Consider the following 14,669-nt stretch of genomic DNA (forward strand, 5'->3'; position numbering starts at 1 on the left):
ATGTTGGTAAAATTAGCAATAATCGTTAACATAACGACAGGAACAGTTGCTTAGTTTTTTAAGGTTTTATTTTCTTCATAAAGGGAGGAAGGCATGATCCATGAATGGTGTTTAAAGTGGCTCCATTTTTCTTGTGTAAGATCTACCGTGGGATCAGTAAGTTGTTTTCTAGGCCTTCCATTTATAGAAACCTTGATATCAGCATAGACCTCTATTTCTTTGCCTTCTCTAGCATAGATTTCTTCTAGTTTTTGTGCAAACTGCCATATAAAGTCAGGTTTAGATTGTACAGAGCGTTGTTGCTTCTTACTTAAATACTGGTTTAAGTGTACAGGTGTTTTTTTACCATTCTCTTTATCTACCACATAGAATATACCGTATCCAGACCTACTGCGCAACATCATGCGCCAGCTTAGTCGGTGTCCTTCTTCTGTCCATAATACATCGTCTTTTATGACCCAATGTCTTAAGGGTAGTAAAAACATGAGGATTAAAAACGTGATGGTACAAAAAAGGATGACAGGTTTTGTTTTAGGTACAATAACTTTGCTCGCTGCATAGTAGGCTTTTTTTCTAACTAATCTTTTGTGCAATACTTCGGTAGAGAAAAAGAACAGTAAAAAGGATAATGCTAGATAAGGGAAAATGCCTATTTGAAAAACAATACTATTAAAAATGTGGAAGAAGATAGAAGCGATAATGGCTATCCATCTTGTTTTTTTCCATAGCAATAATGGTACGATCAATAGATCAAAAAATAAACCAAAATACAATATCGCCTGATGTGACCAGCCGTGTTGTAAAATGTCAAACGACTTACCTCTTGTGCTCATTAAGTATTTTGCAAAACTACCGTCTAACCAGTCTGGGTAGAACTTTGCGATACTTGCATAGCTATAAACGATCCATATAAATGCGATAATAAATACATAAATCCACCTGGACATATGTTCTTTTCTATAACCGGCGTCTAATCTCGCATCTATGGATACTGATCTGTTTGCAGGTAAAAAGATCATTATAAAATTGAGTAACATTAATAAGTAGCAATGGTTATTGTAACTACTTTTTTGCAATAAGTAAACATAGGCCCAGCTTACAGCATAAAATATCATTGCTATACGATATTTGTAACCTACCATAACTAGTAAACCAGCTGTTCCCATAACAGAGTACAGTACATACATCCAGCTACCAGGTAGAGGTTCGAGAAATTCAAACCCTATAAAAGTAAAAGTAAAATCGGGCTCTATAAATAACCTTTTCACAGCACCTAAGGCAATGGAACCAAATGCCTCACAAGCGATAAGTAAACCAAAAATTATTCTAAAAAGGACTAACGCAGAGTTATCTACCTGTGTAAAAAGCCATCTATCCCACTTGCTGTGCATAGGCTCTGGTTTTTTGTTCATCTAGTTGCATTGCTTTTACTAGGTCCTCTAGATGGTTAAATTTCTCTTCTTTTCTTAATCTTTTATGAAAGAATAGTTCTAAATTCTTACCATAAAGGTCTTCATTAAAATCTAGGTAATATGTTTCTATAGTTTGGATAGCTTCATTAGAGACAGTAGGATTTATACCTATATTAGTCATGCCATACACACGAGTGCCGTTAATAATAGAACTCGTGATGTAGACTCCTGTCGCAGGAATAAGCTTATAGGGTTCTTTAACTATTAAATTTGCGGTAGGATAGCCTATTGTGCGGCCCACTTGTTTTCCAGTAACGACAGTGCCGCGTATACTAAAATTGCAGTTGAGATATTTGTTAGTTATCTCTATCGAGCCGTTTTCTAGAGCACTTCTTATCTTAGTGCTGCTTACAGCAACTTCTTCTACTTCTTTTTTTGAAATTTCTATAACCTCAAAATCATATTCTTTAGAATATTCTATAAGTTGTTCAATACTAGCAGATCGGTTAATGCCGAATCGGTGATCATATCCTATCACTACTACTTTTGCCTTTAATTTATCTACTAGAATATCTTTTACATAATCTATAGCGGTTTTTCTAGAAAATTCTTTAGAAAAAGGATGTATAACTATATTTTCTATTCCTTGATTTGCGACTAGATGGACACGCTCGGTAATTGAGTTAATCAATTTAAGATCATAATCTGGCTGTAGAACCATTCTAGGATGGGGAAAAAACGTGAGTAGAAGGCTTGTTAGGTTGTATTCTTCAGCTTTCTTAACCACACGTTGTAAGATTTTCTGGTGTCCTTGATGCACGCCATCAAATGTTCCTATAGTTACCACAGCGCTTTTTACAGCTTTATATTTATCAATATTATCGTAGGTATTCAATTCAGGGTTTTCTTTTGAGAATTTGCAAATTAAAATAATCTGCGCATATTCTTATGTTTTTTAAGAGCCTTTTAATGGATGTGATGTTGGTTGCTGTTACGCTTTCGCGAAAGCGTAGTACGTATCCATCTTTTATTAATAGTCTAGTTATTTACCATTGTATTGATTCATGGTGTTAGCTAGTCCTGCATGGGTGAAGGATAGCGCCATCTCTGCGGTAGTGCTCAGGCGTTCAGGAAGTTCTTTTTGTTCTTCTTTGTTCCATTCTCCAAGTACATAATCAACCTGTCTGCCACTTGAAAAAGTATTAGAAATGCCGAAACGTAAACGTGGATATTTAGGTGTGTTAAGTGTGATCTGAGTGTCTTTTAAACCGTTATGACCGCCATCGGTTCCTTTTGCCTTCATGCGCAGCGTGCCGAATGGTAGGTTCAAGTCGTCTGTAATAACAAGTATGTTCTCTATATCGATATCTTCTTGTTTCATGTAGTATTTAACCGCTTTGCCGCTTAAATTCATGAAGGTATTGGGTTTGAGCAGGATAACGCTCTTACCTTTATGTTTAATGGAGGCGACGTCTCCTAGTTTTAAGGTTTCAAAACTAGCCTCTTTTAAGATGGCAATTTCCTCTAGTACTTTAAAGCCTATATTATGTCTAGTCTCTGTGTATTTTGCGCCTGGATTACCTAAGCCTACAATTAAGAATTTTTTCATGGGGTCTTTTTCCTTTAAGATTATAGTGATTTAGGACTCACTATTCCATATGTTTTGTAACCATTTAAACATGCTGTAAAAATAAAAAAGCTGCAAGAAATAAATCTTGCAGCTTGTAAAAGTATAGAAAAGCGATTAATCCTGTTTAGCCGCAGCTTCATCACTTGTTTCAGTAGAAGGAACATCTTCTTCATCATCATCATCTGCAACAGCGGTACGAGATGTTTTAATCATACAAACAACTACAGAGTCCTGGTGCATGATTTCATACTCATCTACTCTTAAATCACGTACATATTTCTTAGCACCGATTTTCATTGGAGAAATATCGATTGTGATATAATCTGGTAGGTTAGCTGGTAACGCTTTTACTTTTAATTTACGGTTGTTACGACGTAAAACACCACCATTAAGTACACCTCTTGAAGATCCTTCAAGAACAACAGGTACTTCCATAGTAACAGCTTTATCATCAAATATTTGATAAAAATCTGCGTGTAAAAGTAATTCTTTTACTGGGTGCCATTGCATATCTTGAGCGATTGCGTTGAACTGTCCGTCTTTTCCTAAATCGATAACTACAGTGTGTGCATCTGGAGTGTAGATAAGTTTTTTGAACGCTTTTTCTTCTGCTGAGAAATGTATTGCTTCGTCTCCTCCGTAAATTACGCAAGGTACCAATCCAGCATTACGTAGGGCTTTAGTTGCCTTTTTACCCACGCTTTCTCTTTTAGATCCTAAGATCGTGATTGATTTCATGTTATATATATTTAGTTAATGAAATTACATTATAAAGTTGTCACTAATAGACTCGTTGTTTTGCACGCTTTGCATAACGCCTGCAAATAGAGAGGCGCAAGATAATACTCTTATCTTACTACTTTCTTGCTTTAATGGGATTGAGTCTGTAACGATTAATTCTAATAATTGAGAGTCTTCTATACGGTCGTATGCTTTACCTGATAAAATTGCGTGAGTACAAATTGCTCTTACACTTTTTGCGCCTCTTTCCATCATAACATCTGCGGCTTTAGTAAGTGTTCCTGCTGTGTCCACCATGTCATCCACTAAGACTACATTTTTTCCAGTCACATCACCTATAAGCTCCATGTGGGAGATTACATTTGCTTTCTGGCGTTGTTTGTAACATACAACTACATCGCTTTCTAATACTTTAGCATATGCATAAGCACGCTTTGATCCACCCATGTCAGGAGACGCTATGGTAAGATCACTTAAATTAAGACTCTTTAAATAAGGTATGAATAAAGAACTTGCAAATAGGTGGTCCACTGGTTTTTCAAAAAAGCCTTGTATCTGATCTGCATGTAGGTCCATCGTTACAATACGAGTTGCTCCTGCAGACTCTAGAATCTTTGCGATCATTTTTGCTCCTATAGGTACACGAGGTTTATCTTTACGATCTTGTCGTGCCCAGCCGAAATATGGTATTACAGCTGTGATGTGTCTTGCGCTTGCGCGTTTTGCAGCATCCATCATTAATAGCATTTCCATTAAATGATCACTACTAGGTTGTGTAGATCCTATAATAAAGACGCGACGGCCTCTTATAGATTCTTCAAAAGAAGGCTGGAATTCTCCATCACTAAATGTTGAGAAGTTTACCTTACCTAAAGTTGCGCCGTACTTGTCTGCTATAGCAATAGCAAGGTCCATGCTCTGGCGACAGCCGAATAATTTAGCGTTGTTTAAAGGGTAGTTCATATTAAAATCCTTTAGGTCTTGATTTTAAGGCTGCAAATGTACTTATTATTTTAGAGAAGGCTCTCTAAATAAGAGCCAATTTGTATTTAAAAATAATTTTAATGTATTACTTTTGCCGCTCCAATTGTTTAATGCCTCAGTGGTGGAATTGGTAGACACGTTGGATTCAAAATCCAATGCTTTACGGCGTGCCGGTTCGATTCCGGCCTGAGGTACAAAAAAAAGTCTTTTATTAGTGTTTATCACTTTTAAGAGACTTTTTAAGTTTAATACTGTAACAAGATTTGTAACAATCTTCATTTTTATTAAAATTCTAAATATTAACATTTAGATAACATCATACGTGTTTAATACCCCTAAGTTTCTGAAAACCTTGTTGTTTCCACTTGTTTTTAATAATGTTGAAATGGTCATTGCTGGGTGTGTAATATGTTTTTTTATTATAGATTAACGTTAGTTGTGTGATTTTAGCTCAAGAAACTATATATTTACTTCCTTAAAATCTAAAAATACAAATAAATCAAATAAATCAAATGAAACGATCACTTTCAATTTTATTCACGGCAGCCATGACATTATGTGTTACTGGTGTTGCTTCAGCGTCTGCATTAATTCAAGAAGCTCCAGAGGTAATTAAGACAGAGTCTTTCCACCAAGTTTTAAAGAAAAACTTTATTGATGGAGGCCCTGGATTCATGGCCATCGTATTAGTATGTCTTATATTAGGACTTGCAGTTGCTATAGAAAGAATAATTTATTTAAATCTTTCTACAACAAATTCTAAGAAACTTGCTGCTGATGTAGAGCAAGCTTTAAAAAGTGGTGGTATAGAAGCTGCTAAGGATGTGTGTCGTAACACAAAAGGACCTGTAGCATCTATCTATTATCAAGGACTTGATAGAGCAGATGAGAGTATTGAAGCTGCTGAAAAAGCTGTTGTAGCTTATGGTGGTGTTCAAATGGGTCAATTAGAAAAGAATGTATCTTGGGTATCTTTATTTATCGCTCTTGCACCTATGTTAGGTTTTATGGGTACGGTAATAGGTATGATCGGATCATTTAACAGTATTGAAGAAGCAGGTACTATGGAGCCATCTCTTGTAGCTGGTGGTATTAAAGTAGCACTTCTTACAACAGTATTTGGTCTTATCGTAGCGATTATACTTCAAATTTTTTATAATTATATCGTTTCCAAAATCGATAGTATTGTAAATGATATGGAAGACGCTTCTATTACTCTTATCGATATTCTTGTAGACTATAAGAACGGTAAGTAATTAACCATTACAAAAATAAATCATGGTTTTACATAAAGTATTAAAATACCTAGTTCTTCTTTTGAGCCTTATAGCGATGGGATTCTTTTTCTATACGCTAGCTTTGGGTGATGAAGCAATTGAACTAAATACGGAAGGCAGCCAGGCTGTTACCGTATCGCCATTAATCTATTTGGCTTATATTTCGTTAGCTCTTATTGCTGTTATAGTGATAATCTTTGTTTTCAAAGGACTTTTTTCTAGTGCCGAGGTTTTAAAGAAATCATTGATTTCTGTGGGACTTCTTGCAGTTGTTGCATTGGTATCTTATTTCGTTCTTGCAGATGATAGCGTTTTAGATGCGTCTGGTAATGTTATAGAATTAGAAGATGGAGAGCTGTTAACTGCTGGAACTTCTCAATGGATAGGTGCTTCTTTGTATATGTTTTACATATTAGGAGTAGTTGCTGTTGGGACAATAGTATGGTCTGGAGTAAGTAAACTTATAAAAAAATAAATTATGGCTAGAAGATCTGCACCAGAAGTAAACGCGGGATCGATGGCAGACATCGCATTCCTACTATTGATCTTCTTCCTGGTTACTACCACGATTGAAGTGGATAGTGGTATCGCAAGTAAATTGCCACCACCTCTTCCCGAGGATGTGAAGCCTCCATTAATTAAGGAAAAGAATATTTTTCAAGTAATTGTGAATGCTGAGAATCGTCTACTCGTAGAAGATGCTGACATGGATATCAAAGACCTGACAGCAGCTGCTGTTAAGTTTTTAGATAACGGTGGAGGTACAGAAGCAAGAAATGCTTGTACGTACTGTAGAGGTGCAAAGGATCCAGAATCTTCTGATAATCCTAAGAAAGCAATTATTTCTTTAGTGAATGATAGACAGGCATCTTATAAGATGTATCTAGCGGTGACTAATGAGCTCGTAAGAGCTTATGCTATTCTTAGAGATAGAGAGGGACAACGTCTTTATAATGAGACTTATGGTTCTATGACAAAAAGATTGTCTGACTGGCCTGCTACAGAGGTGGAATCTCCAGAATATGAAGAGCTAAAGGGTAAAATTGATAAAGTGAGAGAATTGTTTCCTAGAAACCTTTCTGAAGCTGAACCTCAAAACAGAGAATAATTATGTCTAAGTTTAAGAAAAAAAAGAGTGGTGAATTGCCAGCTGTTTCTACAGCATCTCTTCCTGATATTGTTTTCATGTTATTATTCTTCTTTATGGTTGCGACTGTAATGAGAGATGATGAACTACAAATTGAAAACAAATTACCACAAGCTAATCAAGTTGAGAAGCTAGCAGAGAAGAAGAAGGTGGTTACTATTTACATAGGTAAACCTAATCCTAATTTTCAAAAGACCTTTGGTATTACTGAAGTTGTTCAATTAGGAGATAAGATTGCACCAGTTAGTGATGTTCAAACCTTTGTTAATACTAAGAGAAATCTTATGGACGAAGATGATAAGGATGCGATGACTGTTTCTTTAAAAGTAGATCAGAATTCACAGGTTGGTATTCTAACTGACGTAAAGCAAGAATTAAGAGATGCTTATGCTCTTAAGATTAGTTATACTTCAGTAGAAGGTGATCCTTTAAAAAACTTGAAGAATTAATATTTAGTTCTTTAATTTTATATTAATAGCCACTCTTTTTTAGAGTGGCTATTTTTTTGCTTTAACTTTACTGTTTAATTTAATTTGTTATGAGAATTCCTTTTTTGGCTATATTGTTTTTATCTGGTTTAAATGGAATAAGTGCCCAAAATTCTAAACGTTCTGAAAATGCTATTCCTACTGTGGTTGACTCGCTTTACAGAGAAGATCAATTTTATGTAGCTTTATCTTTTAACCTTATTAATAATGAGCCAGATTCTTTTTCTCAAAATGGATTCTCTGGAGGTCTACGTGTAGGTTTTGTTAGAGATATGCCATTAAATAAAAGACGTAATGTTGCTATAGGCGTAGGTCTGGGTTTTTCCACAAATTCCTATAATTCTAATTTGTTCATAGGAGAAGACTCTTCGGGAGGAACAGTTTTTAGTATTCTTGAAGATGAGGGCAGTGTAGATAGAAATCGCTTTTATACCAATTTAATAGAAATGCCTATACAATTTAGATGGCGTACTTCTACTGTAACTAATACTACATTTTGGCGTATATATAGCGGTGTGAAGTTATCTTACCTGTTCACTCATAGAGCAAGCTTTAAAGATGATGTTTCTTCGGTTAAGAAAACCTCTATTCCAGAGTTGAATAGAATTAGATATGCAGCTACTTTGACCTTAGGTCATGGTAGTTTCAACGCATTTGTTCATTACGATCTTAATACTTTATTTGATGATAATGCGCTAATCGGTGCAGAGCGTTTAAATCTACAACCTATTAAATTCGGAATTGAATTCTACTTATTATAACTTTAGTAGGCTCGAGTTAATTTGTTAGATAGCTAAATGCTAGTATCTGACTAACTAGTCCTAATAGAAATCCAAATATAAGTTGGTGATCGTTATGTGCCTTCATGCTTAATCTTGACGTAGCAGTGAGTCCGCAAATAATACCTAGAACAGCAATCTCTTTCAGTAGATTAATTCCCGATGTATAAGATAGCATTATTAAAAAGCCCAAAGTGCCGCCTGTAGCCATTAAATGAAGGCTTATCTTATATTTAATAGTTACCAGTATAGTTGCTACTAGCGTAGCAATTAAAGTGCCTAGGAAAAAGTTATATAAAGGTATGTTTAAACCGTTTACAAAAGTGCTCCTTAATAACATGATCAATAAAATAGCATAAACAATTAACGGTGTTATCCTCTCTCTAGTAGTAGATAGATGAACACTTTTAACAATGCCTAAGATTTTAAGAATGCCGTAGATAAATAAAGGAATAGCGGCGGTAAGGATAACAATTAAATACAGTTGTAACTTTACACTATCAGCATTGCTGTAGTAACTTATGTTGTAGTACCATATAGACACTAGAGAAGGAATGAATAAAGGATTTACTACATAGCTCCATAGTTTGAGAAACCACTTCATAAAAATCTAGATTTCTTTTCTCAATCTTGCAACCGGTAGATCTAGTTGTTCTCTGTATTTTGCAACAGTTCTACGTGCGATAGGGTATCCTTTTTCCTTTAGTAATTCAGCTAGTTTTTGATCAGTAAGAGGTTTTTTCTTGTCTTCTTCACCTATAACCGTTTCTAGAATTTTCTTTATCTCTCTTGTAGAAACTTCTTCACCATCAGAATTAGTCATAGACTCTGAGAAGAATTCTTTAATCAATTTAGTCCCATATGGTGTGTCGACATATTTAGAATTTGCAACTCTTGAAACGGTAGATACATCCATGTTGATTTTATCTGCAATGTCTTTTAAGATCATAGGTTTAAGGTTGCGTTCATCGCCTGTAAGAAAGTACTCCTCTTGATAATGCATAATCGTAGACATAGTGATAAAAAGTGTCTCCTGACGTTGTTTAATCGCGTCTATAAACCACTTTGCTCCATCCAGCTTCTGTTTAATAAACATAACTGCATCCTTTTGAGATTTTGTCTTTTCTTTTGCTTCTTTATAACCACGTAACATGTTAGAGTAATCTCTAGAAACATGTAATTCTGGAGCATTACGACCATTAAGAGTTAATTCAAGGATACCATCTTTGATTCTTATGTTAAAATCTGGTACTACTTGTTCCACGATTCTCGTGCTTCCACCAGTATAAGATCCTCCCGGCTTGGGATTTAAATGTTCAATATTATCTATCGCATCACGCAATTCTTCTTCAGTGATATCGTATTTAGTCATTATTTTAGAATAATGTTTTTTACTAAATGCGTCAAAGTAATCTCTAATCAGCTTAATGGCTAGTTCTATACTGGTCGATTTTGTTTTGCGTTTTAATTGCAGTAATAAGCATTCTTGCAGATTTCTAGCTCCTACACCTGCAGGATCTAAATCATGCACTACGTCTAGAACTTTTTCTACCTCGTCCACATCGGTATAAATATTCATAGTAAACGCAAGATCATCGGTAATGTCTTCTATGGACCTTCTTATATAACCACTACCGTCTATACTACCTACTAGAAACTCTGCTATAGCTCTATGTTGTTCATTTAGTCTTCTAGTATTTAATTGTTCTACCAGAGTTTGTGTAAATGACTTACCAGCTGCATATGGGACACTTTTATCGTCATCATCAGCACTGTAGTTATTTACTTTTGTTCGGTATTCGGGAATATCGTCATCACTTAAGTAATCTTCTACATTGATGTCGGTCTCTACAGTTTCATTACCCTGGTCATAGTCATCTTGATTAGAATACTCGTCGTACTCGTCTTCAGATTTTTCCTTACCGCTATCTAGTGCAGGGTTTTCTTCTAGTTCAGATTTTACACGTTGTTCAAAAGCCTGTGTGGGCAATTGTATCAACTTCATCAACTGTATTTGTTGAGGAGATAATTTCTGAGATAATTTAAAATTTAAAGACTGTTTAAGCATGTTTGTTTTCTAACTATGTAAAAATACTAAAAGCCTATTTGATAAGTGCTAAAGTTGTTAAAATTATAAGTAATCATGGATTAGGTAAATTTTGAATACTTGTTTTAACTATAAAGTCCCGATTTCTAATTTGGAAATCGGGACTTTAATAAATGTACGTGCTATTTAAAATTCAGCATTTCCAGGAGTACGTGGATAAGGAATTACATCTCTTATGTTACCCATACCGGTTACAAACATGACCAGACGCTCAAATCCTAGTCCGAAACCACTATGTACCACACTACCGAATTTGCGCATCTCTAGATACCATCCTAATTCCTCTTCAGAGATTTCCATGTCGGTCATTTTCTGTTTTAAGACATCATAACGTTCCTCACGTTGTGACCCACCTACCATTTCACCTATTCCAGGAAAAAGGATGTCCATGGCTCTTACCGTTTCATTTCCGTTTGCATCCTTATCATTAAGGCGCATGTAGAATGCTTTAATTTTTGCAGGATAATCAAAAAGAATTACTGGGCATTCAAAATGCTTTTCTACCAGATAACGCTCGTGCTCTGACTGTAAGTCTGCACCCCATTCATTAATAGGATATTTAAATTTCTTCTTTTTATTAGGCTTAGAATTTCTAAGAATATCGATAGCCTCTGTATAAGAAACACGTTTAAAGTTATTCTTACCTATAAACTCCAGCTTTTCACGCAGTGGCATTGGACTGCGCTCTGCAGCAGGCTTTTGTTTGTCTTCTTGCTCTAATCTGTTTTCAAGGAAATCGATATCATCAGAGCAATTTTCTAATGCATAATCGATAACTGATTTAAGAAAATCTTCAGCAAGATCCATATTAGCATCTAGATCGTTAAATGCAACCTCAGGCTCTATCATCCAGAATTCTGCAAGGTGACGAGACGTGTTGGAGTTTTCTGCTCTAAAAGTAGGACCGAAGGTGTAAACCTGACCTAATCCCATTGCATAAGTTTCAGCCTCTAACTGACCAGAAACAGTAAGGTTAGATTCTTTTTCAAAGAAGTCTTGCTTGTAATCAATGTTTCCTTCTTCATCCAGTGGTGGGTTTTTAGGATCTAGTGTGGAGATTCTAAACATTTCTCCAGCTCCTTCTGCATCACTACCTGTAATTATAGGTGTATGCGCTTGATAAAATCCTTGTTCTTGGAAATATTTGTGTACCGCAAAAGATAGTGCTGCTCTCACACGCATCACTGCGCCGAAGGTGTTCGTACGCACACGTAAATGTGCTTGTTCTCTTAACGTTTCTAGATTATGCTTCTTAGGGGATAATATAGTTTTCTTCACCTCTTCAGGGTCTGCAGTGGCAAGTATCTCTACCTTAGTAGCCTGCAATTCTATGCGCTGCCCAGAACCTTCACTCTCTGTAAGTGTACCTGTCACAGCGACTGCTGCCGCAACATTAATTTGATCTAGAAGATCACGATCATAATTTTCTGGCTCTATTACTGCCTGTAAATTATGAATGGTAGACCCATCGTTAAGCGCTATAAATCTATCGTTTCTAAAACTACGTACCCATCCTTTTACTGTAATCTCGATCATACTAGGATCAGACTGGAGTATTGCTGCTATTCTTTTCATTAGTTTCTTAAAAAAATTAAGTAGCGGCAAATATAAATTTTATGAGCCGTAAGCACAATTAATAATGATTGTAAATATGATGGTGTTGGTGTTTATCTCGCTTTCGCGAAAGCGGAACTAAAATCCTACTCTTCTGTACCATCTGTACCATCTGTATCTTGTGCGATTAATGGAATCGCTGGTTTTTTAATGGTGCGCTCATTTGCAATACTTTTTTCTAATGAAAGCAACATACTAGGTAATAATAATAAGTTTGCTGCCATTGCAAAAAGTAAAGTAGCACTTACCAAAGCACCTAGCGCTACGGTACCGCCAAAGCTGGATGCGGTAAAGGTTAAGAAGCCAAAGAACAAAACGATGGATGTGTAAAACATACTCACACCGGTTTCTTTTAAGGCGCCATAAACTGACTTTTTAATCTTCCAATCGTTTGCGATGAGTTCCTGACGGTATTTTGCTAGAAAGTGAATCGTGTCGTCCACTGATATTCCAAATGCGATGGAGAATACAAGTATAGTAGATGGTTTAATAGGTACGCCTAGGTAGCCCATAAGTCCAGCAGTAATTAATAATGGCAACAAGTTAGGAACGAGTGATACAAAAATCATGCGTAGGGATTTGAACATCCATGCCATGAATACGGCTATAAGTACTATAGCTAGTGATAGAGATAGAATAAGATTATTGATAAGATAGTTGGTCCCTTTTTGGAAAACGAGGGCTTTACCGGTTAGGGTTACTTCATAACGTTCTTCTGGAAATATGGTTTTAATTTTTTCTCTTAGGTTTTCTTCTACACGTTCCATGCGATCTGTCCCCATATCTTTCATGAATGTGGTGATGCGAGCATTTTGTCCTGTACTGTCTACAAAGCTTTTCATTAAAGAAATGTCGTTAGAGCTTTTCTTTACCAGCTTAGACATAGTAACTGCGTCATAAGTAGATGGTAGATCAAAGTACTCTGGATCGCCACCATAATGTGCCTGTTTGCTGAATTTTACGGCAGACACGATAGACATAGGTCTCGATAATCCTGGTGTTTCTATTATATGTTCTTCTAGCTTGTTAAGTCTTTTTAGTGTTTTTAAAGAAGTTACTTTTTCGTTTTTACTGTGCACTAAAATTTCTAATGGCATGATACCGTCAAAGCTTTTTTCAAAAAACTTAATGTCTTTATAGAACTGCATACTTTTAGGCATGTCTTCTATAAGACTACCAGAGACTTTAATCTGGTATATTCCTATAAAACTCATAATAAGAACTACCACGCTTGTTATGTAAATAGGAATGCGCTGTCTTTTTACCATGCGTTCATTCCAGTCTACAAATTTGTTGATCCACGTTTTACCTAGGTGTTTTAAGTGTCGCTCCTTAGGAATGGAGAGGTAACTGTAAACGATAGGTATAATCATTAGGCTAAGTAAAAATATGGCGATAATACATATGCTCGCTACTACACCAAATTCTACTAGCAATTTACTTTCTGTGAAAATGAAAGTAGCAAAACCACTGGCTGTGGTTAGGTTAGTCATTAAAGTGGCGTTACCTACTTTAGTAATAACACGCTGTAAAGACTTTGCCTGATTACCGTGTTTTTTGATTTCTTGCTGGTACTTATTGATTAAGAATATACAGTTGGGAATCCCGATAACAATAATAAGTGGTGGTATTAATGCGGTAAGCACAGTAATTTCATAGCCTATCCAGCCTAGGATACCAAAAGCCCACATTACACCTATAACTACGGTGACTATAGAAATAAAAGTAGCGCGCCAGGATCTAAAGAAAAAGAAGAAAATACCAGACGTGATGGCTAGTGCTGCCAGTAAGAACATTCCTATCTCATCTACTATATTTTGAGCGTTTAGGGTTCTTATATAAGGCATTCCAGATACTTTAATATCTAGTTGATTCTCGCCAGAGTATTGATCTATAATTGGTTGAAATTTGTCAATTATAAAATCTTTGCGCAGGACAGTATTTACGATGTCTTTTTTAAGATAAACAGCGGTACGTATAACGCTATCATTTTCTGAATAGATGAGGTTCTTATAGAAAGGTAAATCGTTAAAAAGTTTCTTTTTAAATGCAGCTAGTTCAGCATCACTGTTAAGAGGTTTTTTAAGAAAAGGCTCTACTATAAACTTTGTGTTATCGCTATTTTTAGTAAGATTAGGCAGGTTAGAGGTAGAGAGTACTAATTCTACTTCTTTAAATGTAGCTAGAGAGTCTGCTATTTTATTCCAGGCATTGAATCGTTGATAATTATCTAGATTTTTGTTTTCTATACCTAATATGATAAGATTGCCTTCTTCACCAAATTTTTCTAGAAATTCATTGTACTCTTCATTTACAGGGTGGTCATCAGGTAGTAAGTTAGCCTCTGTATGAGTAAACTGCATGTATTTCCATTGCGAGGCTAGCGCAATAGTTGCGATAACTATTATAGCTAGAATAACTTCTCTATTGCGCAGTATAAGTCTAGCGATACTGTTCCAAAATCCAAAACTAAATAACTTTTGCATGGCT

Annotated in this window: 14 protein-coding genes and 1 tRNA gene; 6 read left to right on the plus strand and 9 right to left on the minus strand. The window is 35.7% G+C overall.

Translation table 11 applies throughout. The features are described 5' to 3' along the window. Positions 1 to 50 precede the first annotated feature (50 nt). The 5 genes from Q0838_RS00160 to Q0838_RS00180 form a co-directional block, all read right to left on the minus strand. Entirely contained in the window at positions 51 to 1,412 is a 1,362-nt protein-coding gene (locus Q0838_RS00160; RefSeq protein WP_298949923.1) for an HTTM domain-containing protein, read from the minus strand. Then, complete coding sequence (locus Q0838_RS00165; protein ID WP_298949925.1) at positions 1,372 to 2,307, minus strand: bifunctional riboflavin kinase/FAD synthetase; 936 nt, start codon at positions 2,305 to 2,307, stop codon at positions 1,372 to 1,374. The genes Q0838_RS00160 and Q0838_RS00165 overlap by 41 nt, the downstream gene beginning before the upstream one ends. 147 nt (positions 2,308 to 2,454) lie before the next feature. Beyond that, a complete protein-coding gene (gene pth / locus Q0838_RS00170) occupies positions 2,455 to 3,021 on the minus strand; it encodes an aminoacyl-tRNA hydrolase (RefSeq protein WP_298949928.1) in 567 nt (188 codons plus the stop codon). Between the two features lie 135 nt (positions 3,022 to 3,156). Further along, positions 3,157 to 3,780 carry a 50S ribosomal protein L25/general stress protein Ctc gene (locus Q0838_RS00175; protein ID WP_298949931.1) on the minus strand — a complete coding sequence of 208 codons (624 nt, stop codon included), beginning with the start codon at positions 3,778 to 3,780 and terminating at the stop codon, positions 3,157 to 3,159. A gap of 24 nt (positions 3,781 to 3,804) precedes the next feature. Continuing rightward, complete coding sequence (locus Q0838_RS00180; RefSeq protein ID WP_298949934.1) at positions 3,805 to 4,746, minus strand: ribose-phosphate pyrophosphokinase; 942 nt, start codon at positions 4,744 to 4,746, stop codon at positions 3,805 to 3,807. Positions 4,747 to 4,879: 133 nt separating this feature from the next. On the opposite strand from Q0838_RS00180, the gene Q0838_RS00185 reads away from it, so the two are divergent. The 6 genes from Q0838_RS00185 (at position 4,880) to Q0838_RS00210 (ending at position 8,440) form a co-directional block, all read left to right on the plus strand. Further along, a tRNA-Leu gene (locus Q0838_RS00185) sits at positions 4,880 to 4,961 on the plus strand. Between the two features lie 318 nt (positions 4,962 to 5,279). Next, on the plus strand, positions 5,280 to 6,023 hold the full coding sequence (locus Q0838_RS00190) for a MotA/TolQ/ExbB proton channel family protein (RefSeq protein ID WP_298949937.1): 744 nt from the start codon (positions 5,280 to 5,282) through the stop codon (positions 6,021 to 6,023). Positions 6,024 to 6,045: 22 nt separating this feature from the next. Then, positions 6,046 to 6,519: a hypothetical protein gene (locus tag Q0838_RS00195; RefSeq protein ID WP_298949941.1), complete on the plus strand. Its 474-nt coding sequence runs from the start codon at positions 6,046 to 6,048 to the stop codon at positions 6,517 to 6,519. 3 nt (positions 6,520 to 6,522) lie between these two features. Further along, a complete protein-coding gene (locus Q0838_RS00200) occupies positions 6,523 to 7,152 on the plus strand; it encodes a biopolymer transporter ExbD (protein WP_298949944.1) in 630 nt (209 codons plus the stop codon). Between the two features lie 2 nt (positions 7,153 to 7,154). Then, a complete protein-coding gene (locus tag Q0838_RS00205) occupies positions 7,155 to 7,640 on the plus strand; it encodes a biopolymer transporter ExbD (protein WP_298949947.1) in 486 nt (161 codons plus the stop codon). An 89-nt stretch (positions 7,641 to 7,729) separates the two neighbouring features. Continuing rightward, the gene (locus tag Q0838_RS00210) at positions 7,730 to 8,440 is read left to right on the plus strand and encodes a porin family protein (RefSeq protein WP_298949948.1); all 711 of its coding nucleotides are present in this window, start codon (positions 7,730 to 7,732) and stop codon (positions 8,438 to 8,440) included. Between the two features lie 16 nt (positions 8,441 to 8,456). On the opposite strand, the gene Q0838_RS00215 is transcribed toward Q0838_RS00210, so the two are convergent. The 4 genes from Q0838_RS00215 to Q0838_RS00230 all read right to left on the minus strand — a co-directional run bounded on the left by Q0838_RS00215 (position 8,457) and on the right by Q0838_RS00230 (position 14,665). Further along, positions 8,457 to 9,062: a hypothetical protein gene (locus tag Q0838_RS00215; RefSeq protein WP_298949951.1), complete on the minus strand. Its 606-nt coding sequence runs from the start codon at positions 9,060 to 9,062 to the stop codon at positions 8,457 to 8,459. A gap of 6 nt (positions 9,063 to 9,068) precedes the next feature. Then, on the minus strand, positions 9,069 to 10,526 hold the full coding sequence (gene rpoN / locus Q0838_RS00220) for an RNA polymerase factor sigma-54 (RefSeq protein ID WP_298949954.1): 1,458 nt from the start codon (positions 10,524 to 10,526) through the stop codon (positions 9,069 to 9,071). Between the two features lie 165 nt (positions 10,527 to 10,691). Beyond that, positions 10,692 to 12,140 carry an asparagine--tRNA ligase gene (gene asnS / locus Q0838_RS00225; RefSeq protein ID WP_298949957.1) on the minus strand — a complete coding sequence of 483 codons (1,449 nt, stop codon included), beginning with the start codon at positions 12,138 to 12,140 and terminating at the stop codon, positions 10,692 to 10,694. Positions 12,141 to 12,265: 125 nt separating this feature from the next. After that, complete coding sequence (locus tag Q0838_RS00230; RefSeq protein WP_298949960.1) at positions 12,266 to 14,665, minus strand: efflux RND transporter permease subunit; 2,400 nt, start codon at positions 14,663 to 14,665, stop codon at positions 12,266 to 12,268. Positions 14,666 to 14,669 lie beyond the last annotated feature (4 nt).

This window comes from uncultured Nonlabens sp. (genome assembly GCF_947495285.1).
In the GTDB taxonomy this organism is placed as follows: domain Bacteria; phylum Bacteroidota; class Bacteroidia; order Flavobacteriales; family Flavobacteriaceae; genus Nonlabens.

Excerpts from the sequence above, each read along its gene's own strand:
- Q0838_RS00200 (WP_298949944.1), top strand. The coding sequence starts at position 6,523 with ATGGCTAGAAGATCTGCACCAGAAGTAAACGCGGGATCGATGGCAGAC.
- Q0838_RS00195 (WP_298949941.1), top strand. The coding sequence starts at position 6,046 with ATGGTTTTACATAAAGTATTAAAATACCTAGTTCTTCTTTTGAGCCTT.
- Q0838_RS00205 (WP_298949947.1), top strand. The coding sequence starts at position 7,155 with ATGTCTAAGTTTAAGAAAAAAAAGAGTGGTGAATTGCCAGCTGTTTCT.
- pth (WP_298949928.1), bottom strand. The coding sequence starts at position 3,021 with ATGAAAAAATTCTTAATTGTAGGCTTAGGTAATCCAGGCGCAAAATAC.
- Q0838_RS00190 (WP_298949937.1), top strand. The coding sequence starts at position 5,280 with ATGAAACGATCACTTTCAATTTTATTCACGGCAGCCATGACATTATGT.
- asnS (WP_298949957.1), bottom strand. The coding sequence starts at position 12,140 with ATGAAAAGAATAGCAGCAATACTCCAGTCTGATCCTAGTATGATCGAG.
- rpoN (WP_298949954.1), bottom strand. The coding sequence starts at position 10,526 with ATGCTTAAACAGTCTTTAAATTTTAAATTATCTCAGAAATTATCTCCT.
- Q0838_RS00180 (WP_298949934.1), bottom strand. The coding sequence starts at position 4,746 with ATGAACTACCCTTTAAACAACGCTAAATTATTCGGCTGTCGCCAGAGC.
- Q0838_RS00230 (WP_298949960.1), bottom strand. The coding sequence starts at position 14,665 with ATGCAAAAGTTATTTAGTTTTGGATTTTGGAACAGTATCGCTAGACTT.
- Q0838_RS00160 (WP_298949923.1), bottom strand. The coding sequence starts at position 1,412 with ATGAACAAAAAACCAGAGCCTATGCACAGCAAGTGGGATAGATGGCTT.
- Q0838_RS00175 (WP_298949931.1), bottom strand. The coding sequence starts at position 3,780 with ATGAAATCAATCACGATCTTAGGATCTAAAAGAGAAAGCGTGGGTAAA.
- Q0838_RS00215 (WP_298949951.1), bottom strand. The coding sequence starts at position 9,062 with ATGAAGTGGTTTCTCAAACTATGGAGCTATGTAGTAAATCCTTTATTC.
- Q0838_RS00210 (WP_298949948.1), top strand. The coding sequence starts at position 7,730 with ATGAGAATTCCTTTTTTGGCTATATTGTTTTTATCTGGTTTAAATGGA.